Source organism: Kiloniellales bacterium (assembly GCA_030066685.1).
Classification (GTDB): domain Bacteria; phylum Pseudomonadota; class Alphaproteobacteria; order Kiloniellales; family JAKSBE01; genus JAKSBE01.
This window is the reverse complement of the sequence record JASJBF010000031.1, coordinates 76141-97923: the sequence shown is the minus strand read 5'-3', so window position 1 is coordinate 97923 and position 21783 is coordinate 76141. Positions and strand designations below refer to the sequence as shown.

Here is a 21783-nt window from a genome sequence, read left to right as displayed (position 1 = left end):
GGGCGGCATTCTTGTGCACAGGCGGCTCCCAGTCTCTAGGCCTGAACCTTTGCCAGTCGATGCAGGCGATAGCCGATCACGACGGAGAGGTAGCCGCTGGCGGTCAGCTCCAAGTCCAATGTCGCGTCACCCGTGTCGAAGCGCAGGACCGGTGTTCGTGCCAGCTTCGCTGGTGTGGCGACAACGATTATATCGTGAACTCCGATCCGCCTGATAACCTCCGGGCTGAGCTGAAGGTTGCCACGGCCAAGGATGAAACCCTGCGCCCCGATCGGGCTGAGAACCAGTTTGCAGCGCGGATAGTGGTCGAGCAGATCGGAGATCTGTCGTTCGTTCAGATCCCGCCCGACGATCTCTTCGCCGGCGATCGCATCGATCCCGAGCAGAGTCTTCTCGATTCCCAGCGCGTCTCCGATCGAGCGCACCGTGCTGCCCGGCCCCAGCAGGAAGAGTGCCGTGCGATCCGCCCGGATCTCCTCAAGCAGATAGCTCGCGATCTCACGCTTGACGTCGGCGTCACTGGTCTCGGTGATCAGCATCTTGGCAGCCGGCGTCAGCGTCGGCTCGTAAGGCGTGAGCGCGGAGTAAAACAGTTTCACCGCCCATTCCCCCTGCCGATACTTCTCCTCGTCAAGATCGAGGACATCGGCCTGTGCGACAGTGAGCCGCCCCTCCAGAAATCCGAGGAGGATCTCCGCGGTCCTCGCGGGCGTCATGCCGAAGACGCCGGAATACATCTTGACTCCCGCGGGTATGCCCAAAAGCGGCGTATGTTCTCCAACGACATCGCAGAGGTCCCGCGCCGTGCCATCCCCTCCGCAGAAGAGGATCAGATCGACCCCGCGCTCCACGAAGCACTTGGCAGCCGCCTTGGTGTCCCGGTCGTCGCTCTGCCCTTCGGCCGCCTGGTGGACGGCCTCGAAGCGGGAAAACCCGGCCGCGCGCAAGCAGTCGGCACCCATGTCTCCGGCACAGGTGAGCCAGGCGACGTCGATGTTGCTGCCTGAGGCGCCGATCAGCCGGCCGAACTCGTTCAAGGTCTCGACGGCCTTGACGTGCGCCATACGACGCGCGCCGAGTGCAATCGCGGCCTCGACGACGCCGTCGGTTCCTTTGAGGCCGACGCGACCGCCCATGCCCGCGATCGGGTTGATCAAGAAGCCGATGCGACTCACCACACGGGGCAAAGCCTAGGCCGCGTCAGCTTGGCGCCGCCTTTTCGCCAGCCTCAGCTTTGGCCGGCGGAAGGTAGCGCACCAACTCCTTGAAGCTGTCCCATTCGGTCGCGGCCCAGATCTCGGTCTCGGCATGGCCGAAGGTCCGCACGATGGTGGCGACCTTGGTCGCGGTTTCGATGTCGGGGGCCTGAAAGATATCGAGGTAGTCGCAGGGCCCCAGAACGGCGTAGCTGCTCAGCCATTCCACTTCGGGACACTCGGCGCGCATGCGCTCCATGACCTCGCGCTCCAGGTTCTCGAGCGAGCTCGGCGAGGCCAGGGCCCCATGGGTCAGGCGGGTCAGCATGATGAAGGTCGACATGGTTGTCCGCTCCTTCTGCGTGGCAGGAAATGCCTCGGCGTTGCTCTCGAGCCTGCTTGGCCTGCCGTCGCCCAGCCATGATCTTCGTCAAGCCCAGGGCGTGGCTTCCAGACGGAGATCCAGACGCCTTCCGCGAGGCCGTTGGATCTTGATCGGCGTCAAGGCATCAACCTGCATCCATGTCCAATCTCGAAGGACTGGGCGCGGGCAGGACACGTCGCCCGGCGGCAAGTGAGCCGGAACGGACTTGGTCAACGGACGATCCAGCGGGTGGCGACAGGCATGGCCGAATCAATCCAGGGGGTGCTCGCCAGGGTGCGGGCGGCGCTCGCAAGCGAGCCGCGTCTCGCCGACTGCCATTCGCGCATTTCCGCGAGCTTGGCCGATGACGCCCTGGTCCTGGAAGGCGACGTTCCCAGCGTCGCCGCGAAGAAGCTGGCGCTGAGACGAACCGCGGCCTTGGATGCAGTGACGGGGATCGTCGATCGGCTGCGCGTGACACCGGCCCAGGCCATGGGTGACGGCGAGATCCGAGTTCTCCTGCGGGATGCCGTCCTGCAGGAGCCGGCTTTCGCCGAATGCACATTGATCGAGGTAACGGGAAGCGGCCGGGAGACCATCCGAGATCCCGTCCTCTCGCCGCGAGGACGGATCGAGGTCTCCGTCTCGGAGGGCGTCGTGACCTTGAACGGCGAGGTTCCCGGTCTTGGCCACAAGCGCCTTGCGGGGGTTCTGGCCTGGTGGGTGCCCGGCAGCCGCGACGTAATCAACGGGCTGGCCGAGTCCCCGCCCGAGGAGGACAACGACGACGAGATCACTGACGCCGTCCGCATTGCCCTGGAGAAGGATCCCTTCGTCAACGCCAGCCAGGTCCGCGCTGTGACCCGCGAGTCCGTTGTCACCCTGCGTGGCCAGGTCACGACGGAATCGGAGCGCGACATGGCGGAGGCCGACGCCTGGTACGTCTTCGGCGTGAACGGCGTGATCAACGAGCTGGAGGTGCACGCCTGAGCGGCGGCATCGCGTCGCCCCAAAGACGAGGCATAGGGGATGCTTGACTGGAATGTCGTGGTGACCGTCCACCAGGACGCCTTCACCCGAGCTTGCCAGATCTTCTCCCAGTTCGGAGAAGTGCGGCGGAGCGGCTACTACAACGTCTTCCTGATGAAGGTGGAAGATCGAAGTGATTTTCTCACTCGTCTCTCGGCCTTGGTCGTCAATGCGCCGGGTCTCTTGAAGATGGTGTCGCGCGTTATGCCGGCCGAAGTCACCTTCACCTTTCAGGATCGGGAGGGCTTCGAGTCCCAGGCCCGTGCGTTCGCTCTCGAGCGGATCCCGGAGCTCATCGGCAAAAGCTTCCATGTCAGAATGCACCGTCGCGGCTTCCATCAGCAGATGTCCAGCCACGACGAGGAGCACTTCCTAGACGACGTGATCCTGCAGGCGCTCGAAGAGCGGGGGACGCCCGGTCGGATCACCTTCGAAGACCCGGACGTAATCATCGACGTCGACACGGTCGACAACCGAGCCGGCCTCTCGATCTGGACGCGCGACGACCTTTCCCGCTGTCCCTTCCTCAAGCTGGACTAACCTCGGGCCTTTCGGGGCGACACGGTGACCACGCCGGCGCCGGAGGCGCGCCGCTCGATCGCAAATCGGGCAAGGTCGAACTGTTCGAGCACCCAAGCATTGGTTTCGAAATGCCGGCTGATGCATTCCGCCGAGAACCTCGACGGACCTTCCGCAAAAGCCAACGGCAGCAGGATCTGATCGGGAAGATGGGAGTCCAAGGCGGCACCGGAGGACCGATGGCGGCGCAAGGCCTGGACGGCCTCCTCGGCCACCTGCTCGGCCGGTTTCCCTCTTTTGCCCAAGGCGCTAAAGCCGCAGCGCACGTGCTCGTGCTCCGCGGTGAAAAAGATACCCGCGCCCGGACAGGCCGCCTGCACGGTCTCGGCGCGAATCGAGACATCGGCGCCGAGATCTGCCGTCAACGCACTAGCTCTTTCTGACATTCTCAGCGCAATGTGCTGTGGCAGGTTGGCAGCGACCGCCCGGCCAGAGATCCGTTCAAGCCTGCCGGGGTCGGTCAGATCGATTGGCTTGAGTGCGCCCCGTTCGCTTCCCCTATCGAGTCCTTGGATGCTCGAATAGATCTCACCTTGCCCGCGCGGATACCATCCCCAGGCGTGGAGCTCTACGGAGAGCCGGACACCTGTTCTTCGCAGCGTCGGAACCCATACGTCCTTGAGGTAGTCATAAGGCGGGCTCCAGGGGACATGAGTGCCGCCGCGCAAAGTCAAGGAGGAGCGACCATGCGCCAGGGCCAACGGCAACGCGGCGGTCTGGAGCACCAGGCTCGTAGCACCGGCGCTGCCTCCGGCGCGTGCCTCGGCAACATCGAAGAGATAGTCCCCTGGCCTGACCGACCCCGCCGGCGCGAAGGTGAGCGTCGACGACCCGAGCTCGTCGCCTTCCAGAGCCGCGCCGCACAGAGCGGCCAGGGCGCGCACCGTGGTCAAGTGCTGGGCGGCAAGGCCTGGCTTCGGACGTCCCGCACGGATCTTCACGATCCTGACCGGGCGTTGCTCGATCGCAGACAGGCAGATCGCGCTGCGGAGGATCTGGCCGCCGCCTTCCCCATAGGAACCGTCGATCGTCAAGAATGGTCTTGTCAGGGCCACGGCTTCCGCGCGCTCTGGTGTCCGCCATGGCCCGGAACGTCATAGTTCGGTCCGGGCTGGCCGAAAGCATACCCAGAAGTTGAAGCCAAGCGTCACTTTCCGGGCGTTTGCAAGGTTAGTCCGGTAGGGTCGGCCGATATTTGAGTGCGTATCGTGCCGCCTTCGCGGGCGAGACAGACTCTGATCCGTGACTTGGCCACGTCACCGTTCATTTGAGGCCCTCCAGGTCCATCTTCAGGGCAAAGAATTCAAGCAAATCCTTCAAAGCGATGATGCCGACGAGCTCGCGGCCGCGGACCACCATCAGTCGGCCGTTCCCCGAGCGCCTCATGATCGACAGCACCCTCATGGCGTCATCGTCCGGCCCGACGCAGTTTTCCGGACTGCACGGGGTCATGATTTCTCGTACCGACACGACGGCCCAACGCTCCTTGGGCACGAGTTTTATCTGTTTGGCCGTGACGCAGCCGATAAGGCGCTCTCCCTCGACGACCGGAAAGAACTCATGGTGGTGCCGATAGACATAGTCCTCCACCAAGCTGTCGATTGGCAGGTCAGCGGGAACCGTAACGACGGCGCTGGTCATGAACCGCCTTACCGCTTCGCCCTGCAAGACCCGCGTGACCAAGGCTTGCATGTAGGACGCGCTGGCGGCGGCACGGACAAAGATCCCGATCAGAAACCACCACATACCGCCGATGAAGTTGCCGGCCAGAATGTTCAAGGCGCCCAGCGCCATCAGCAGGATCCCGAAGATGTTGCCGATGTTGGCGGCCCGGCGCGTCGCGGCGGCGAAATCCCTCTTCCAGTACCAGAGCGCGGCCCGAAAGGCGCGACCGCCGTCGAGGGGAAAGGCGGGGAAAAGATTGAAGGTCGCGAGGAGCGTGTTGATGAAGGCCAGGTACCGGAGGACGCCCAGCGCAGCGATGGGCAGGCTTGCCGCCGATCCGACCATGGCCAAGGCATAGAAGCCGGCCGCCAGGAGATAGCTTGAGATCGGCCCGGCAATGGCCATGAAGAACTCGGATTTGGCGCTGGGCGGCTCTTCCTCCATCTCCGCCACGCCGCCGAAGATGAAGAGCGTGATTCCCTTGATCGGGATTCCATAGTGGCGGGCGACGAGCGAGTGGCACAACTCATGGAAAATAATGGAAAATATCACGCCGATCATGCCGGCGATGCCCATCCGCCAGTAGGTCGCGGCGGAGAGCTCCTCGTATCTGGCTGGGAAGAGCCCCTGGGCCAAGGTCCAAGTGATCAGCACAGCCAGGAAAATCCAGGAGAAGTCGACCTGAACCTTGAAGCCCAGCAGCGTGAAGATCGTCACGCGCTTGGTGAACACGGCCGCCTCCCGCGCCGCCCGAGATCAGCGCCGACCGACGGGCAGGAGATAGATGGGCTCCGCCTCGGCCGAAAGCGCCAGCACAGCCTTGACCTCATCGTCCTCGAAGGCACCGACGGGCGTCACGCCCAAACCCAGGGAAACGGCCTGAAGACAGATGTTCTGGGCGACGTGCCCGGCCTCCAGGTAGACGTACCTCCGGCCGCGTTCGCCGTACTTCAACGTCGTGCGTCGCACCACCGCGGCCACCGCGATCACGACGGCACTCTCAGCGATCCAGGCCTGGGAAAGGGCGGCTCGGCTCAATGCGGCAAGGCGATCGCCGGCGCCGAGCGGCTCCAGCAGTTGCTTGGAAGGACTGTATCGAAAGACGCCCGATGGAAGGGATTCGACCTGCCCGACGGCGGCAAAGAGCTTGAGCGGATAGAGTGCGCCTGCGGAGGGCGCCGTCCGGAACCCTGACCGGTTCGTGATGCCTTGTCCCGCCCAAAGCAGCTGCGAGAGCTCGGCCAGCGTAAGGGACCCTGGCGCGAAATCTCTGACCGATCGGCGCTGCGCCAGTGTTTTCTCCAGGGTCAGTCGGCCTCCCTGGTCGGGCTCTTGAAGTTCGACTTCCCGGAGAGGCTCTTCAGGATCTGCAAAGGTGCTTTGTCTCATGGGCAGAACCGTGGCGCTCGTGGCCAGCAAGGCGGCCCGACCGACTTGGACAAGGAATCGACGACGAGCAAAGCCGAAATCGGGCAAGACCGCCACCTCGCGAGACCGTCGGGTCGTTCTTCAGGCAGCGTGAATGCTGCGACGACGAAGGACATTGATCTGCGTCACCGGCATTGAGGCCTCCTCTCGCCCCAACAAGCGGGACTTGCCTGCGGCGAAGCGCTCGGCTCCGGCCGCATAGGGGGCCGGGGCGCGCCGGATCCGCTTGGCGGAAACTCGTCTTGTTGACCCAAGTCAATGTCCATTCAGTCAGCGGGATCGAAGCTCTGATCTTGGGTCATAGGAGGCGAGCCATGCCGATCATCGGAATCGATCTTGGAACCTCCAACTCGGCCGCGGCGGTCCTGCGTGGCGGGCGGCCCGTGATCATTCCCAGCGCCGAAGGCGTGAGCCTGGGAGGCAAGGCCTTTCCCAGCTATGTCGCGCTGTCCGCCGACGGTTCGATGCTGGTCGGCGAGCCGGCGCGGCGCCAAGCCGCGGCCAATCCGGACGGCACCGCGACCGGCTTCAAGCGGCGGATGGGCCGGCGCGAAACGGTCCATTTGCGCGGCAAGGACTTCTCGCCGGAGCAGCTCTCCGCCTTCCTGCTGCAGAAGATCAAGCGCGATGCCGAGGCCTTCCTGGGGAAGCCCATCGAGAAGGCGGTCGTGACCGTGCCCGCCTACTTCGACGACAACCAGCGCAGCGCGACCAAGGACGCCTGCACCATCGCCGGGATCGAGGCCATCCGCCTGGTCAACGAGCCGACGGCCGCTTCGCTGGCCTACGGCCTCGACCGGGGCGGCGAGGAGCTGAGGATCGCGGTGGTCGACTTCGGCGGCGGGACGCTGGACGTCACGATCATGGAGTTCGGCAAGGGAGTCTTCGAGGTCAAGGCCACCAGCGGCGATACCCGGCTGGGCGGCAGCGACATGGACGGGCTGCTTGTCGATCACCTGGCGGAGCGGTTCAAGGCGCAAAGCAGCGTCGACGTGCGCGAAGACCCGACGGCCGCCGCGCGACTCCGTGAGGCCGCGGAGATCGCCAAGGTCGAGCTTTCCAGCAGCACCACCACGCATATCAGCCTGCCGTTCCTGGCGGTTTCGACCGGCACGGCCCACAACCTCGATGTCGAGCTGACCCGCACCGAGCTGGAACGGCTGGTGCGCCCGGTGATCGAGCGCTGTCGGGCACCGGTGATGCAAGCGCTGCACGACGCCGATCTGCAGCCAGCACAGGTCGATCGTCTGATCTTCGTCGGCGGCCCCACCCGCATGCCCTGCGTGCGCACCTTCTTCGAGGATCTGCTGCACAAGCAGGCCGAAACCGGCATGGACCCGATGGAATGCGTGGCTCAGGGGGCGGCGATCCAGGCCGGGGTCCTGGCGGGAGAGATGGGCGAGATCGTCCTGGTCGACGTCACGCCGCTGACCCTCGGCGTGGAGACGCTGGGCGGCGTGGCCACGCCGCTGATCGCGCGCAACACGCCGATCCCCGTCAAGCGCTCGGAGATCTTCACCACGGCGGCCGACATGCAGACCAGCGTGACGATCCAGGTGTTCCAGGGCGAACGGCCGATGGCCGCCGACAACACCGGCCTTGGCCAGTTCAATTTGGACGGCCTCGCGCCTGCCCCCCGTGGGATGCCGAAGATCGACGTGACCTTCGATATCGATTCCGACGGCATCCTGAATGTCTCCGCCAAGGACACCGCGAGCGGGAAGTCGCAGTCGATCCGGATCACCGGGTCCACCAGACTGCCGCGGGACGAAAAGGAGCGCATGATTCGGCAGGCCGAGGACTATGCGGAGGAGGACAGGAAGCGCCGCGAGGCGGCGGAGAAGCCGCCGTCTGTTACCAGGCCGAGAAGACCCTGGCCGATTTCGGCGACAAGATCTCCGAGGACCTCAAGAAGCGCATCGAGGCCGCGTTCTCCGAAGCCCGCGAGGCTGTCTCCTCGCGGGATGCGGAAAAGGCCACCGCCAAGGCCGAGGCCCTGAAGCTGGTGCTGCAGGAGGTCGGCAAGACGGTCTATGCCGGCGCCGAGCCATCGCCGCATCCGAAGCCGGATGTCGGTGCGGAGGGCGGCGCGGCGCGGCCCGCCGGCGGCCAGAAGGTGGTCGACGCGGAGTACGAAGAAGCGCAACGCCGCCAAGGCTGAAACGGTGACGAGTCTTGGACGCGCGCCGCGACTACTACGAGGTCCTTGGAGTTCCGTCGAACGCGGATGAGAAGGCGATCAAGGACGCCTTCCGCAAGCTCGCCCTCAAGTACCATCCCGACCGTAACAAGGAACCGGGCGCCGAAGAGCGCTTCAAGGAGATCGCCGAGGCCTACGCCATTCTGAGCGACCCCAAGAAACGGCGAGAGTACGACCTGCGTGGCCACGCCGGCGTCGCGGACTTCACGCCCGAGGATCTTTTCGGCGGAATCGATTTCGGAGATCTCTTCGGCGGCCTCGGCTTCGACTTCGGTGGCGGGGGCCTCTTCGACCGGCTGTTCCGCCAGCCGCGAGGGCCGCGCCGGGGCCAGAACATCGAAGTCGAAGTCCGGGTGCCCTTGGTCCGGGTCCTGGCGGGCGGCGAAGAAACCGTGCGTCTGCATCGTCCGGAACCCTGCGCCACCTGTGGGGGAACCGGCGCGGCGCCAGGCTCGACGCCGAGAGACTGCGAAGACTGCGGCGGCAGCGGCCAGCAGATCAAAAGCGAACGCCGGGGTGGGGTCCACTTCCAGCAGATCACGCCCTGCCCGGCCTGCGGCGGGCGTGGCCGGATCATCGACAACCCCTGTGCAGACTGCGGCGGCAGCGGGCGAAGCACGGCCGAGGAAGAACTCAGGGTCAAGATCCCGGTCGGCGTCGAGGAGGGCATGGTCCTGCGCGTCCCGGCGCATGGCTTTCCCAGTCCCGAGGCGGGCGGCGCGCCTGGGGACCTCTACGTCATTGTGCGCAGCGAGCCCGATCCCCGCTTCATCCGCGACGGCGCCAATCTCTGGCGCCATGAAGCCGTCGAGCTGACCGACGCCGTCCTGGGGACGAGGAGACAGGTGCAGACCCTCGACGGCGAGGTGAACGTGAGGGTTCCGCCGGGTACGCAGCCCGGCTCCGTCCTCCGGCTAAGGGGCAAGGGCCTGCCGGCATTCGGCGGTGGCCAGCGGGGCGATCTCTTGCTCCGGATCGACGTGCACATCCCCGAGAAGCTCTCGGCAGAACAGCGCACGCTTTTCGAAGAGCTTAAGGAGATCTCAGACCGCAAGAGCTGAATAAGGGCGCCACGAGGCGTACGACCGCAATCACCTGTCGCGCGGGCGATTCAGTCCTTGGTCGTAGTTTGATGCAGGTCAAGCAGGTCGCTGCCAGAGTCCTTTATCTGTATCTTAGGGAGGCGGCCCCCTACTCGAAGTTTAGCCAACCCACTTCCTGCATCTCGGGGATTTGCGATGAAGAACCTGGGAGAGACCCCTCGAAGGCACCGCAGGGATCGCCTGATTCGCGAGCGCGTCCACGATCCTTACAAGGCCCGGCTCAAGCTGTCGGAGCCCGCACGGTGTCCACAGTGCAAGGCTGTCTACCAGCAGGGGCGATGGTGCTGGGACGCCCCTGCCGCCGGGGCGTCGGAGGTCCTGTGCCAGGCCTGCCATCGGATCAACGACAGATATCCGGCCGGCGAGCTGACCTTGGGCGGCGGATTTCTCAAGGACCACAAGACGGAGATCCTCCACCTGGCGCGCAATGAAGAGAAGCTGGAGAGCGGCGAACATCCCTTGAACCGGATCATGGAGGTCGAGGATCGCGGCGAAGTGGTCGTGATCACGACGACGGATATTCACCTGCCGCGCCGGATCGGCGAGGCAATCCATAGGGCCTATGAAGGGGAGCTCGACTTCCACTACGAGGAAGAAAGCTACTCTATCCGCGTTCGCTGGAACCGGGAGGCATGAGAAGCCCCGGCGCTGCCGTGACGGGCAGGCGGTGGCACCGAAGTGACGAGCGGACCTAACGAACGGGTCCCGGCACAGATTGCGTCGGCACTACGGGCCGAGGGGATGTGACGACCTCCATGCGACCGATCATTCATCCCTTTCTGATCAACGATCCCTTCGGTGACCCGGGGGTCTACATGGAGTTTCTCTACGAAAAGCGAGCGCTTCTCTTCGACCTCGGCGATCTCCATCGCCTGCCGCCGCGCAAGCTGCTCCGCGTCAGCCATGTTTTCGTATCGCACATGCACCTGGACCATTTCTGCGGCTTCGATCGGTTGCTGCGGGTCTGCCTGGGTCGCGACAAAAGCCTGCACATTTTCGGACCGCGGGGTCTGATCCCGCAGGTCGAGCACAAGTTGGCCGCCTACACCTGGAACCTGGTGCAGAACTACGCGACGGATCTCACCTTGACCGCCGCCGAGCTGCACCCGGAGGGCATTTTGAGGTCGGGCACGTTCCGGTGCCGAAGGGGCTTCCGGCTGGAGGATCTTCGATCTACCGAGGTCTCGGGCGGCATCCTGCTCGACGACCAACACTACCGGGTCCGGGCGGCGATCCTGGACCACGGCACGGCCTGCCTGGCGTTTGCCGTGGAAGAAAAGGGCCACGTGAACATCTGGAAAAACCGGGTGGAGGCCATGGGATTCCGCGTCGGGCCCTGGTTGCGGGAGTTCAAGGCGGCCATCCGGCGAGACGAGCCCGATGACAGGTTGTTCCGCATCTGGTGGCGTGCCGGCGACGGCTTACATGAAGAGTGGCTGCCGCTCGGCCCTCTGAAATCCGACATTGCGGAGATCCTGCCCGGGCAGAAAGTGGCCTATGTAACCGACGCGCGCTATTCCAGGGAAAACCGGCAGAAGATCGTCCAGCTTGCGTCGGGGGCCGATATCCTCTTCATCGAGACGCCTTTCCTGGAAGAGGATGCGGAGATGGCCGCGAGGAAGAACCATCTGACGGCCGCCCAGGCGGGCTGCGTCGCCCGTTTGGCGAAGGTGCGACGCCTGGTTCCCTTTCACTTCTCGCCCCGCTACGGCGACGATGCGGAACGGCTCGTGGCCGAGGCCGACGAGGCTTTCAGAGGCGACGGTCGCGCGACCGTGGCGCCCGCGGCCTGAGTCATGGCGATCACCCTCGAAGATCTGGAATCGAGCCCGCTGTACTCGGAAGAGCTGGGAATCGCCCTTGCCGACGGCAGCGACGCCGCGCTCTTCAAGTGGTTTCTTGCCAGTATCCTCTTCGGCGCCAGGATCTCCGAGACGATCGCCAAGCACACCTACATGGCCTTTGCGCGGCACAGGCTGTTGACCCCTCGACGCATCCTCGAGGCCGGGTGGGACACCCTCGTCGATCCGATCATGCGCGAAGGCGGATACGTCCGTTACGACGGCCGAAAATCCGAACAGATTCTTCGGGACTGCGAGCAGCTGATGACCGCCTATCGGGGCCGCCTGACCGAGCTGCACGCCGCGGCGAAGGACAGTCAGGATCTGGAGAGGAAGCTCCTGGACTTCTTCGGCATCGGCCCCGTCACGGTCAACGTCTTTCTCCGCGAGCTCAGACCGGTCTGGCGACACGCCGATCCGGCACCCCTGCCGGTCGTAGAGGCTCTGGCGGGGAGCCTGGGGCTCGACCTCGCTGTCTATGACCGGAAATCGATGGCCTTCGCGCGGATCGAGGCCGGGCTGATCCGAGCCCGCAAACGCTTGAAAAAGGCACCGCAATCGCGGCCGGCTCCGGCCGCAGCATAGTTTTTCGGTACGCGCTGGGCCTCGACCCGGTCACGACGGCATCAGAGGCTCGGATCGAGGACCTCCGTCGGGCCCTCCGGATCGTAGCGCTCGTCGTCGATCCGCTCCGCCTTGACCAGGTTGTCTCTCTTCCAGGGCGGCGCCGTCACGCCCGCCCCCGGCGCAAAGCGCGTCTTCACGCCAAAGGCATCCTCGGCCGCCTCGCGGGCGGCGGCTTCCGAGGGCGCCCGAACCAGGAGCCGGCCGCGGTGAGAGCTGGCCAGCCAGTTGGGATCCTTGAGATCGACGGGGGTCAATTTCCACAGCGCCATGGCAACGATTTCATCTTGACCGTCCGGCAAAAGCCTTGATCCGCGTCAAGAAGCCGCTGTCACGGCCATCGAAACCTTCCGCGGCGAGACGCGAGAGCGCCCCGAAGAGCCCTTCCGTCACCCGAGCGAGCTCGGGATAGTGGACTTTGTCCGGCGTGTCCTGCGCGCTGTGGTAATAGGGGTAGCGGTAGAGAGCGGTGTCCGTCACCATCAGCGCGGGGTAGCCGTAGCGCCAGAAGGAGCGATGGTCGCTCCAGCTCACGCCGGGCACCGCGCCGAGGGTGGCCACGTGCTCGACCGGAAAATCCGAGGCGGCCCTGAAGAGGCGGACCATCCTGCGCATGGTCTTCCGGCACTGCAGGTTGGACACGAAGCCCAGGAAGTTGCCGGCGTCCGGATAAAACAGGTCAAACAACGGCGGGTATTTCTGGCTTCCGGGTGCATCGGAATAGTATCCGATCGTCTCGAGCGCGATCATCAGCCGGATATCATCGCCCCGCCGGCGGGCCGCCTTGGCATAGATCATGCTGCCTTGGCGGCCCGTGATAAAGAACGGCGGCTCCTCGTTCACGAAGGCGACAAAACGCAGCGATAGATTCGGCTGCGCCTGCCTGAAGAGCCTGGAAAGCTCGAGCAGGGCTGCTACACCGCTGCCGTTGTCGTTGGCGCCCGGGCTGCCCCTCACGGAATCGTAGTGGGCGCCGACGAGCAGGATTTGATCCGCCTGCCTGCCCGGTCGCGTGACTTCGAGGTTCTCGCAGAGGACGCCGCCTTCCTCGAAGCTTTGGGCGCCGACTTCGTAGCCCTGCCCGGTCCAAACTTCGCGGATGTAGCCTGCGGCTGCGGTGAGGGCTGAGGGGCGGAAGATGTTCCGCTCGCCGATAACGCCCGCAAGCTGCTGGACATGCGCGGCTACGGCTTCGGGCTGAACCGACCCGGGCTGTGGCAGTGCGGTTATCTCCAGGCTCCTTCGGTATGCGAGGCGTTCATGAGCGGGAAAGCCACTTGATCTCGGGCACGCATTTTTGCAAACCGTTCAGTGGTTCGATAGGGACTGCCTTGTGCAGCATGTCGGCTTGGATCACGCGCTCGCCGTGCGGCACGATGGCGACACGCTCGAAAAAGGAAGCTTGAATTCACTGGTCTGGGCCCGCGGGAGTAACGAATCGGATGTCCGTACGTCAAGACCAGGTCCTTTCCGAATCAGGCTGTTCCGCGCCGCCCCAGCGATGTAGCCAGGATGCCCATTCTACCGCAAAGAGCCGACTTACGAGCGACTTCGCCGAGAAGACGTGCTCGACTGCTACGTAGGCCTTGGCCAGAACGAAGGTGGCGCAGGAATACGATAGCGGACTGCCCAAAGCTTGACCTGCATCAACGAAGTCAGATTCAGCCTGAAATCGACTCGGGTTGTTGGCGGCCTTCCTCGGCCATCGCTGGGAGGACGCAGGTATCGACCACGTTGGGGAGGGTCCCATGTCACAGTTTCCACTCCGCACCATGGCGCTCGCCGCCATTCTGGCTCTCGTCCAAGCCGGCACGGCCTACGCTCAGGAGGGTGAAGAGCGCTTTGCAGCGAGCGCTGCCGAGTTCCGCAACTCCTGCGCCTCGTGCCACGGCGCAGACGGCAAGGGCGCGGGCTTTCTCATCAGGATCTTTCGCGGCGTCGATCCCGGCGACCTGACCCAGCTCAGCAAGAACAACAAGGGCGTCTTCCCGCTCGACAGGGTTTTCGAAGTTATCGACGGGCGCAAAGAGGTTGCCGCTCACGGCGAACGCAAGATGCCGGTCTGGGGCGATCGGTACATGGCTCAGTCGATGACCCGGCACGGCCCCGGTCCCATGAACGACTTCGTGGTTCGCAATCGGGTCCTGGAGCTGGTCTACTACATACAGTCGATCCAAGAACCCTGATCCGCTTCCGGCGTCGGTGCCAAGAATTGACCTGATCTAGTCTGGTGGCATCGCAGAGCGGTAGTGGATGGAGTAGCGATCGAGGGGATGGGAAGACTCGGTGCAGTCGATTGCCAACGACGCATCCAGTGGACCGCGGCGCGTTAAGGGAAGGGCTCAGGTCAATCGCAGTCAGCCTGTTCGGCGCAGCGCCTCCTCGACTTCCAATCCGCGACCTCCTGGCGCTGAACCACGTCGATCGAGCTCCCCGTCCTCGTGGTCTTTCAAAGCCCGCAATTCGCCAATGACCTGGTTCAAAGCGGCGCGGGCTTTCTACCGTCCGGCTTCGAGACTACGCGCCCTGCAATTCACTCAGGTGCTTGTGGAAAGCTGAGAGCAAGGCATCTTTGAGTTGCTCGACCGCCCGAGACACCTCTTCGGAGAGTTCCGTGCCCATACCGATATCGGCAGGTTGGATGGCCAAGACCACCAGGCGCGCTTGGGTCCTGGCCTTCAAGAAATCTGCGGTGAACTGGAGCGAAAGACCATGGGTGGAGACACCCGAGGGGCTGATGAGTTCCGGCTCGAGGATGCGCAGATCTCCAGGCGTCCCGCCAAAATCGACCGCGTCGAGGATGAGAACCGTGCCCGGATGCGATCGCGCCACCTTCTCGAGATAGTTCTCGGGGACCGCGCCGGCATCGATCGCCTGTACGCCGGTCTGCCCGTCAAGCTGCTCGGCCAACAACGAGCCGGCGCCGTCGTCGCGCCGACAACGATTGCCCACGCCGAGCACGACGACGCGATCTTTCAGAAGGCGTTTCAACTTCGAGAGAAACGTAACATCCACGGCTTCATCCCTGATCCCGGGCGCGACCACGACTTCCCTGAGGCCGCTCGTGCCCGGCTTGGCGCAGCTCCGCTTCGCCACCTAGACGGCGAAAGCGGTCTTGCGCCGGCACTTGGGGCATTGGAGGGTCAGTCGGTCGCCGCGCAGCACCTCCTCGCCCTGGCCTTTGACGCCCTGATCAACCAAGCCGAGGTCCCGGCTAACGACCATCATCAGCGTCGGATTGGCGAAGGCCAGCGGGCCCAGCCGCTGGGCCAGCCAACGAATCTGATCCACCGGCGCGAGCACCGAGCCGCACAACTCGCAGAGGAGCAAATCCTTCTCGACACGCTCTTCGAAATCCTCGGGCGAGAAACCAACGCAGTCGTATTCGTTGCTCAGTTTGATTCCCTGCTGCGTGGGGCAATAGCGCTCGCACTGTCCGCACCAGATGCACGCGTCGAGATGCTGGACCAATCGGCGCTTCGGTGGCCTTGCTTCAAGGTCATCGATCACATCGATACACTTGGGAGGGCAGACCTCCGCGCAGGCGCCGCAGCCGATGCAAGCCTGCTCGTCGAACCTCGGCCGACCTCGGAAGCTCTCCACCGGTTGAAAGGCTTCGCGCGGAAACTTCGTCGTGAAGGGCGGCGAAAGCACCGCCCGAACCGCCTGAGCGAGAATCCGGGGCTGGAGGAAACTCGGTAGTCTCATTGCTTCTCCTCCGTCCCGCGGCGAACCGGAAAGTCCTCTTCGTAGTGGTCCACAACGCTCCGTTCCCACTGCGCGATGCCCGATCGATGCGCCGCGCGGGCCAGGGCGTGGGCCGCTGTCGGCGATGTGATCAGGACGAAGGCGATGCAAATGATCCCCTTGACCGTGCCCGGCAGCGAACCGAGCAGGATCAGACTGCCCACCAGGATGAAACAGGTGCCGACCGTCACGCACTTCGTTGAGGCCTGAAGGCGGTTGTACACGTCCGGGAAGCGCACCAGACCAATACATCCGAAGATGTCGAACAAGACACCGATCGCGATGATGGTCCCGCCTAGGATCTCACTCATGCAAGCCCTTCCCGACCAGGTATTTCGCCAAGGCCAAGGTCCCGACAAAGCTGATCAGGGCCCAGACGATCGCCACATTCAGCAGGTACTCCTTGCCCAGGACCGCGGTGAGAATGCCGACGAACCCGACCATGACCGTGCCGAGGATGTCGATCGCCACCAAACGATCCGGTGCCGTCGGACCGCGAGCGATGCGATACAAGCAGAGGGCGCAACAGATCAGCAGTCCCGCCACCAATGTCGCGTAGAGCGTGTCAAAAGGAGTCACGGTTGCCCACCCACTGACCTATTCGAGTATCTTTTGGATAAACCATTCGAAACGACCGAGGATCCGCTTCGCAGTTTCCTCTTCCTCGAGGCTCCGAACATTGATCCAGTGCACATAGAAGGTGCCGTCTTCCGCGATGTCGACCGTCAGCGTGCCCGGCGTGAGCGTGATGCTGTTGGCCAAAGCCGTTCGTGCCGATGAAGAACGAAGCTTCGAGGTCGCCCTTACGATGCCCGGGCAGATCGGCATGGCGGGATGCAGCACGCGGTACGCCACATCGAGGTTCGCTTTGATCACGTAGTAGCCGAACACAAAGAGGTAGACGGCTGCCCAAAAGTAGCGCAGCGGATCGAGCAGGCGACCGAAGCGCTCTGTGACGATCTGTCGCGCCACCAGGGCCACGAAGCCCGCGACCACCAGGCCGGCCGAGATGTCTCCCCAAAGCAGACGGCCATCGGCGGGCGCGACGGGCCAGACCAAGAGGAGCCAGAACACAAACGCGAAAGCAAACAGCACTAGGCGCTTGGCGAAGCGATGATTGGCCACCGCCTCGCCCGATTTGTTTTCGGGTTTGGCCCCGGAGAACCTTTCGGCCTTCTGCCTCTTGGGGCTATGTTCGACGATCCTAGGCATCTGTTCTTTCTCGGACCTCGAGACCTGCTTGCTCGCCGCTAGAGGGCGAAGGCTCCGTTGAGGAGGGCCTGCGCCGCTGGGCCTATCAGGATCGGATCGCCCAGACCGCCTATCACCAGCACCGAAAGCGCCATGCATCCGATCGCCAGGACGACCATCGCCGTTGCCATGAGACGCGGCTCACCCAGTGAGGGTGTCGAAACCGGCGACCCCGCCCCAAAGAACGCGTATCGCTGCGCCTTCAGCTGGTATCCCAGGGTGACGATACTCACGGCGACCGCCACCGCGGCCAGGCCGTAGAACCCGCTTTGAACACAAGCCACGACGATGATCAGTTTGCTCCAGAATCCGTTCAACGGGGGAATCCCCGCAATCGACATGGACGCCACCAGGGACGTTGCCCCGGTCACGGGTATCACTCGGTTCAGTCCACCCAGCCGTTTCAGGTCTCGACTGCCGGTGGCGTACTCCACGGCACCGGCATTGAGAAACAGCAGCGCTTTGAAAATGGAATGATTGACCAGATGATAGAGCGCGCCGACGACGCCGAGCGGTGTTCCGAGACCGAGCCCCAGCACGATGTATCCGACCTGAGAGATGCTGCTATAGGCGAAGAGACGCTTCATGTCCCACTGACCGGTGGCGAGCAGCCCGCCCACGACCATGGAGATCACACCCAGCCATCGAAGCAACCCGAGTACGCCTTCCTCCGCGCCGAAGACGTTGTAGATCAGGCGCGCCACGACGTAGATTCCGATCGCCTTGATGAGGACGCCGGAAAGCATGGCAGAGACCGGCGCGGGCGCCGAAGGATGGGCGTCGGGCAGCCAGGCGTGAAAAGGCACGAGCGCAGCCTTCATGCTGAACCCGCAGATGAACAGCGCGATCGCAAAGAGGAGCGACGGATCCATGCCGCTGTCCGACGTGCGGCTCGCGATATGGGCCATGTTCAAGGTGCCGGTCACGCCGTATACCAGCGCCACCCCGATCAGGATGAAGCTGGATGCCAGCGTTCCCAATATGGCGTACTTGAAGGAGGCCTCGAGTTCTTCGTGCTGGCAGCCGAAAGCGACCAGGGCATAAGAGGCCACGGCCGCGATCTCCATCAAGACGTAGAGGTTGAAGAGGTCGCCGGCGAGGATGACGCCGTTCATTCCCGCCACCAAAAAAAGGAACAGGCTGTAGAAGCGCCGCTTGTCCGTGTACCGCCGCATGTAGTCGACCGAATAAATGCCGGCGGCCAACCCGACCAGATTGACGGCGATCAGCAGCAGGGACGCGAGCGGGTCGAGTCGCAGGTCGATCCCGATCGGCGTGGGCCATGCGCCCATGTGGTACAAGGCCTCCTCGCCGACGCTGGCGAAGGCCATGATCGTGAGGCCGGCCATGGTGGCGTTGGCCAAGCAGTCGGAGAGGACCGGCCGATCGCGCGCGACCAACGGAAGCAAGAAGGCCACCGCCAAGGGTATCGCTATGAACAGGGGAATCAGCAATTCACTGCCTTTTCCATATCTCAAGTACCTGGCCTATCCTCTCAGCCTTGTCATCTCGCCGACATCAAAGGTCCCGTAACGCTCATAGAGCCGGACACACAAAGCCACCAAGAGCGCGAGAACACCCAAACCGATGACGATTGATGTGAGCACGACGGCCTGAGGAAGCGGATCAACCGCGGCTCCCGAAAAAATCGTTGGCGCCGTCCCTGGATCCATGATGGGCGGCGTGCCTTCGCTTCGGTAGCCAATGAGAATCAGAAGCAGGTGGACGCCGTGCTGCATGATCAAGAGGCTGATCACGATCTTGACCGTATTCCGGTTCGCGACGACGCCGTAGAGCCCGACGAGGATCAACAGAAAGGCCAAGGGATAGATCATGGGTCCTCCTCTTCCTCCTCGCTGCTCCCGGGGAGGATCTGAAAGGCGGCCAGCACCGTGAACACCAGGAACAACAAACTTGTGACCACTAACCCGATGCTGACCTCCGCGATGGACACGGTGCCCGCGCTGAGAAGCGTGAATCGCTCTTCTTCGGAGGCACCGATGAAGTTCTGGAGAAACGCGCCACCGGCCGTCCACATGCCTATCCAGGCGAGCGCCAGGAAGAGCAGGACCCCGGCGCTACCGAGAGATGAAGCCGCTGTCTTGCTGAAATAGCTCAGCCCCAGCTGTTGCCCGCCGGCCAACGTCAGCAGGATGAACCCACAGGCGATGATGACGCCCCCGGCAAAGCCGCCGCCTGGCGTAATGTGGCCGTAGAGTACGATGTAGATTCCGTAAGTCAGGATGATGCCGTTGAGCCAACGGGCCACGGTTCGAACGATTTCACCCATGCCTTCGCCGGTGGAACGTTTGTTCATTCTTGTCTAGCTTCGCTTTGTTCGAGAGTAGTGGCCGCTCGCGCCTTCCGGCGAAGGATCGCGAGGGCGCCCAAGACGGCGCAGAACAGGACGGTCGCCTCCCCAAGGGTGTCGTAGGCGCGGAAGTCGAGCAAAACCGCTGTTACGATGTTCCGCGCCCCGGTACTGGCCAGACCGTCCTGCAGGTACCTGTTGGAAGGGGCGTCGGTGAATCTCTCCATAACCGAGCTGCCGAACTCCGGAAAGTCGGAAAAGGCATGGATTCCGAAGAGTCCAATGGCCGCGACGAAGGTCGTCGCTGCAATCAGCCCAAAGAACCGACGGCGGCCAACCGCCATCTTGGCGTCGCGGCCGATGGTCGCCCGAATCAAGATGACGAGGCTGATGACTTCGACCCCGATCTGTACGATGGCAACATCCGGCGCGCCTAGGAACAGAAACGCAATCGTCAACAGAAACCCTACGGCACCGACGCTGACGACCGAGAACAGCAAGCGCGAAGTCCCGACCGCGACAATCGCCGCAGCGATCATGAACAAAGTCAAAACGGCAATGACTTCAATCATGTCTGGGGCCGATCTGGGTCATTGCGTAGAGCACCACCAGCAGCCCGGCAATGAACCATGTCAGATAAACCGGTAGGGCACCGCTGTGCGCGCCGCGCAGCAGTGCGACAAAATAGAAGGCGGATTTCGCGCCGACCTCGTAGACGTCGAAGATTTTCGTCCTGGCCAGCCGGTATAGGCGGCGCAAGCCAGGCAGCTTCTCGACCGCATCGTAGAAGTCCGCCCCCGTGACCTCCACATGCCGGCCGGGGCCCCGTTCCTCGCCCCGTATATAGACTTCGTCCAGGTGCTCGCCGCCGATGTAGGTCTCGCTACGGCGAAGCTTTCCGCCGGTCATGGTCATCGCGTAGACGCCGCCGCCAAGGCCGACGGCGACCAGGATCAGGATCGTTGCCGGACCTGTCCACCAGACGCCGATCACTTCGGCTCGCACCGACGGAAAGACGAGGAGCTCGAGTGGGACAGCGTAGGCAAACACGCCGAAGACGATGCAGCAGGCCGCCAACGCGACGGCGGGCAGAACCATAGAGGTTGGCGCTTCCCGGATCGATCGCTCGGCAATGTTGGGCGCCGCCTTGCAGAGGAATGTCGCGTGCAGGGCCCTCATGATGCCGGCGAGCGTGAGGGCCGAGCCCAGCATCGCGGCCGCGAGCCACAAGATCCAGCCTGGTCCGCCCGTCTCGCCAGTGCCGATGATGGCCTGGTAGATCATCCATTTCGAGGCGAAGCCGTTGAGCGGCGGGACCCCGGAGATCGCGAGCGCCGCGACTGTGAAGGCAGCCAATGTCAGAGGCATCGCCTTCCCGAGACCGCCGAGCCGGTCGAGGTCGGTGGTTCCTGCGGAACGCTCGACCGCGCCGGCGCAGAGAAACAGGCAGCACTTGTAGATCGTGTTGTTGAGCATGTGGAACAGGGCGGCGGCCAGGCCAAGCGGGGTGCCGCAACCAATTCCGAGGACCATGTAGCCGACTTGGCTGATGCTGCTGTAGGCGAGCAAGACCTTCAGATCCCGCTGGATCAAAGCCATCAGCCCCCCGGCCAGGATCGAAATGGCGCCGAGCAGCATCAGCATCGTCTGCAATGCTGATGTGATCTCGAAAAGCTCCAGAACGCAGCGGGCGAGCAGATAGAGTCCCAGCAGCTTGTCAAGCGAGGCCGGCAAGAAGGCCGTCACCGGGACGAGCGCCCTTGCTCCACAATCGGGAACCCAGGCGTGAAGCGGTATCGCGCCGGCCTTGGCAAAGGTGGCGGCGACGAAGGTGAGAAACGCGACATGAGCCGCGAATCCCTCGATCGGCACTGCAGCGGCATCCATTCGGGTGGATCCGGAGAGGTCCCACAGCAAGGCCACGCCGAGAACGAGCAGCGCATCCGTGCCCCCTACGATCATCAGCGCCTTGCGGGCGGCCTCCGCGGCGCCGGCGCCCGCGATCCCGATCATCAGATAGAGGACGAGCGCCAGAAAACCCCAGAAAACCAGCAGGATGAGCAGGTCGTTGGCGAGAACCGCGCCGCAGGCGACCCCCAGCGTCCACAGCAGATAGGCAAAATACTCGCGGTGCCGCTCGCGTCCCGTCATGTATCTCCAGGAGTACAAGGCGATCAGGAAGCCGAAGACCGCGATGGCCAGCAGGACGAAGGCGCTCAACCCGTCGACGCGCAACGAGAACCAGATGCCCAGCTCCAGGAGTTCGTCTCGATCCGAGAAGAGCGGCCACACGACGCCGACCGTCACCGCCGCCGACACCACTGCCACCATGGCGCGGGTCCGCTGAGCGGCGCGAGGGATCAAGAGGCAGATCAACCCGGCCAGCAGGGGGAACGTGATCGGCAGAAGCACCGGATGGACGATCAACTCCATGCGCGTGCCCTT

General features: G+C 63.8%; 26 protein-coding genes. 9 read left to right on the top strand and 17 right to left on the bottom strand.

Annotated features, from left to right (window positions below):
• Positions 1–35: 35 nt before the first annotated feature.
• Positions 36–1157, bottom strand: a complete 1122-nt coding sequence (locus QNJ30_17685; protein MDJ0945303.1) for an ATP-NAD kinase family protein — start codon at positions 1155–1157, stop codon at positions 36–38.
• Positions 1158–1200: 43 nt separating this feature from the next.
• Positions 1201–1539, bottom strand: a complete 339-nt coding sequence (locus QNJ30_17680; GenBank protein ID MDJ0945302.1) for a GYD domain-containing protein — start codon at positions 1537–1539, stop codon at positions 1201–1203.
• 282 nt (positions 1540–1821) lie between these two features.
• On the opposite strand from QNJ30_17680, the gene QNJ30_17675 reads away from it, so the two are divergent.
• Both QNJ30_17675 and QNJ30_17670 read left to right on the top strand, forming a co-directional pair.
• Positions 1822–2550 (top strand): BON domain-containing protein, encoded by a 729-nt coding sequence (locus QNJ30_17675; GenBank protein MDJ0945301.1) that lies wholly within the window; start codon positions 1822–1824, stop codon positions 2548–2550.
• A gap of 39 nt (positions 2551–2589) precedes the next feature.
• The gene (locus QNJ30_17670; protein ID MDJ0945300.1) at positions 2590–3129 is read left to right on the top strand and encodes a THUMP domain-containing protein; all 540 of its coding nucleotides are present in this window, start codon (positions 2590–2592) and stop codon (positions 3127–3129) included.
• On the opposite strand, the gene rtcA is transcribed toward QNJ30_17670, so the two are convergent.
• From rtcA to QNJ30_17655, 3 genes are all read right to left on the bottom strand, one after another.
• Complete coding sequence (gene rtcA / locus QNJ30_17665; GenBank protein MDJ0945299.1) at positions 3126–4202, bottom strand: RNA 3'-terminal phosphate cyclase; 1077 nt, start codon at positions 4200–4202, stop codon at positions 3126–3128. The two genes, QNJ30_17670 and rtcA, sit on opposite strands and share 4 nt — an antisense overlap.
• Before the next feature lie 229 nt (positions 4203–4431).
• Positions 4432–5565, bottom strand: a complete 1134-nt coding sequence (locus QNJ30_17660) for a site-2 protease family protein (protein ID MDJ0945298.1) — start codon at positions 5563–5565, stop codon at positions 4432–4434.
• A 24-nt stretch (positions 5566–5589) separates the two neighbouring features.
• Positions 5590–6309 (bottom strand): SagB/ThcOx family dehydrogenase, encoded by a 720-nt coding sequence (locus QNJ30_17655; GenBank protein MDJ0945297.1) that lies wholly within the window; start codon positions 6307–6309, stop codon positions 5590–5592.
• Positions 6310–6575: 266 nt separating this feature from the next.
• On the opposite strand from QNJ30_17655, the gene dnaK reads away from it, so the two are divergent.
• From dnaK to QNJ30_17625, 6 genes are all read left to right on the top strand, one after another.
• Positions 6576–8261, top strand: a complete 1686-nt coding sequence (gene dnaK, locus QNJ30_17650; protein MDJ0945296.1) for a molecular chaperone DnaK — start codon at positions 6576–6578, stop codon at positions 8259–8261.
• A 5-nt stretch (positions 8262–8266) separates the two neighbouring features.
• Positions 8267–8422 carry a hypothetical protein gene (locus QNJ30_17645; GenBank protein ID MDJ0945295.1) on the top strand — a complete coding sequence of 52 codons (156 nt, stop codon included), beginning with the start codon at positions 8267–8269 and terminating at the stop codon, positions 8420–8422.
• A gap of 14 nt (positions 8423–8436) precedes the next feature.
• On the top strand, positions 8437–9522 hold the full coding sequence (locus QNJ30_17640; GenBank protein ID MDJ0945294.1) for a DnaJ C-terminal domain-containing protein: 1086 nt from the start codon (positions 8437–8439) through the stop codon (positions 9520–9522).
• 177 nt (positions 9523–9699) lie between these two features.
• The gene (locus tag QNJ30_17635) at positions 9700–10200 is read left to right on the top strand and encodes a BCAM0308 family protein (protein ID MDJ0945293.1); all 501 of its coding nucleotides are present in this window, start codon (positions 9700–9702) and stop codon (positions 10198–10200) included.
• A 119-nt stretch (positions 10201–10319) separates the two neighbouring features.
• Entirely contained in the window at positions 10320–11357 is a 1038-nt protein-coding gene (locus tag QNJ30_17630; GenBank protein ID MDJ0945292.1) for an MBL fold metallo-hydrolase, read from the top strand.
• 3 nt (positions 11358–11360) lie between these two features.
• Positions 11361–11990, top strand: a complete 630-nt coding sequence (locus tag QNJ30_17625; protein ID MDJ0945291.1) for a hypothetical protein — start codon at positions 11361–11363, stop codon at positions 11988–11990.
• Positions 11991–12031: 41 nt separating this feature from the next.
• Here QNJ30_17625 and QNJ30_17620 read toward each other — a convergent pair whose 3' ends face one another.
• On the bottom strand, positions 12032–12301 hold the full coding sequence (locus QNJ30_17620; GenBank protein MDJ0945290.1) for a hypothetical protein: 270 nt from the start codon (positions 12299–12301) through the stop codon (positions 12032–12034).
• A gap of 10 nt (positions 12302–12311) precedes the next feature.
• On the bottom strand, positions 12312–13130 hold the full coding sequence (locus QNJ30_17615) for a M28 family peptidase (GenBank protein ID MDJ0945289.1): 819 nt from the start codon (positions 13128–13130) through the stop codon (positions 12312–12314).
• 647 nt (positions 13131–13777) lie between these two features.
• On the opposite strand from QNJ30_17615, the gene QNJ30_17610 reads away from it, so the two are divergent.
• A complete protein-coding gene (locus tag QNJ30_17610) occupies positions 13778–14215 on the top strand; it encodes a cytochrome c (GenBank protein ID MDJ0945288.1) in 438 nt (145 codons plus the stop codon).
• 331 nt (positions 14216–14546) lie between these two features.
• Here the strand turns inward: QNJ30_17610 and QNJ30_17605 are convergent, their stop codons facing one another.
• The 10 genes from QNJ30_17605 to QNJ30_17560 all read right to left on the bottom strand — a co-directional run bounded on the left by QNJ30_17605 (position 14547) and on the right by QNJ30_17560 (position 21771).
• Positions 14547–15044 (bottom strand): hydrogenase 3 maturation endopeptidase HyCI, encoded by a 498-nt coding sequence (locus QNJ30_17605; protein ID MDJ0945287.1) that lies wholly within the window; start codon positions 15042–15044, stop codon positions 14547–14549.
• Positions 15045–15125: 81 nt separating this feature from the next.
• Positions 15126–15737 carry a 4Fe-4S binding protein gene (locus QNJ30_17600; GenBank protein ID MDJ0945286.1) on the bottom strand — a complete coding sequence of 204 codons (612 nt, stop codon included), beginning with the start codon at positions 15735–15737 and terminating at the stop codon, positions 15126–15128.
• A complete protein-coding gene (gene mnhG / locus QNJ30_17595) occupies positions 15734–16087 on the bottom strand; it encodes a monovalent cation/H(+) antiporter subunit G (protein MDJ0945285.1) in 354 nt (117 codons plus the stop codon). The genes QNJ30_17600 and mnhG overlap by 4 nt, the downstream gene beginning before the upstream one ends.
• Positions 16080–16247: a monovalent cation/H+ antiporter complex subunit F gene (locus QNJ30_17590; GenBank protein MDJ0945284.1), complete on the bottom strand. Its 168-nt coding sequence runs from the start codon at positions 16245–16247 to the stop codon at positions 16080–16082. The genes mnhG and QNJ30_17590 overlap by 8 nt, the downstream gene beginning before the upstream one ends.
• Before the next feature lie 126 nt (positions 16248–16373).
• On the bottom strand, positions 16374–16988 hold the full coding sequence (locus tag QNJ30_17585) for a Na+/H+ antiporter subunit E (protein ID MDJ0945283.1): 615 nt from the start codon (positions 16986–16988) through the stop codon (positions 16374–16376).
• A 38-nt stretch (positions 16989–17026) separates the two neighbouring features.
• Positions 17027–18481 (bottom strand): proton-conducting transporter membrane subunit, encoded by a 1455-nt coding sequence (locus QNJ30_17580; protein ID MDJ0945282.1) that lies wholly within the window; start codon positions 18479–18481, stop codon positions 17027–17029.
• Between the two features lie 33 nt (positions 18482–18514).
• The gene (locus tag QNJ30_17575; protein ID MDJ0945281.1) at positions 18515–18862 is read right to left on the bottom strand and encodes a sodium:proton antiporter; all 348 of its coding nucleotides are present in this window, start codon (positions 18860–18862) and stop codon (positions 18515–18517) included.
• Positions 18859–19344 carry an MnhB domain-containing protein gene (locus QNJ30_17570; protein ID MDJ0945280.1) on the bottom strand — a complete coding sequence of 162 codons (486 nt, stop codon included), beginning with the start codon at positions 19342–19344 and terminating at the stop codon, positions 18859–18861. Before QNJ30_17570 ends, QNJ30_17575 begins: the two co-directional genes overlap by 4 nt.
• Positions 19341–19910 (bottom strand): DUF4040 domain-containing protein, encoded by a 570-nt coding sequence (locus tag QNJ30_17565; GenBank protein ID MDJ0945279.1) that lies wholly within the window; start codon positions 19908–19910, stop codon positions 19341–19343. Before QNJ30_17565 ends, QNJ30_17570 begins: the two co-directional genes overlap by 4 nt.
• Entirely contained in the window at positions 19903–21771 is a 1869-nt protein-coding gene (locus tag QNJ30_17560; GenBank protein MDJ0945278.1) for a proton-conducting transporter membrane subunit, read from the bottom strand. The genes QNJ30_17565 and QNJ30_17560 overlap by 8 nt, the downstream gene beginning before the upstream one ends.
• Between the last annotated feature and the right edge of the window lie 12 nt (positions 21772–21783).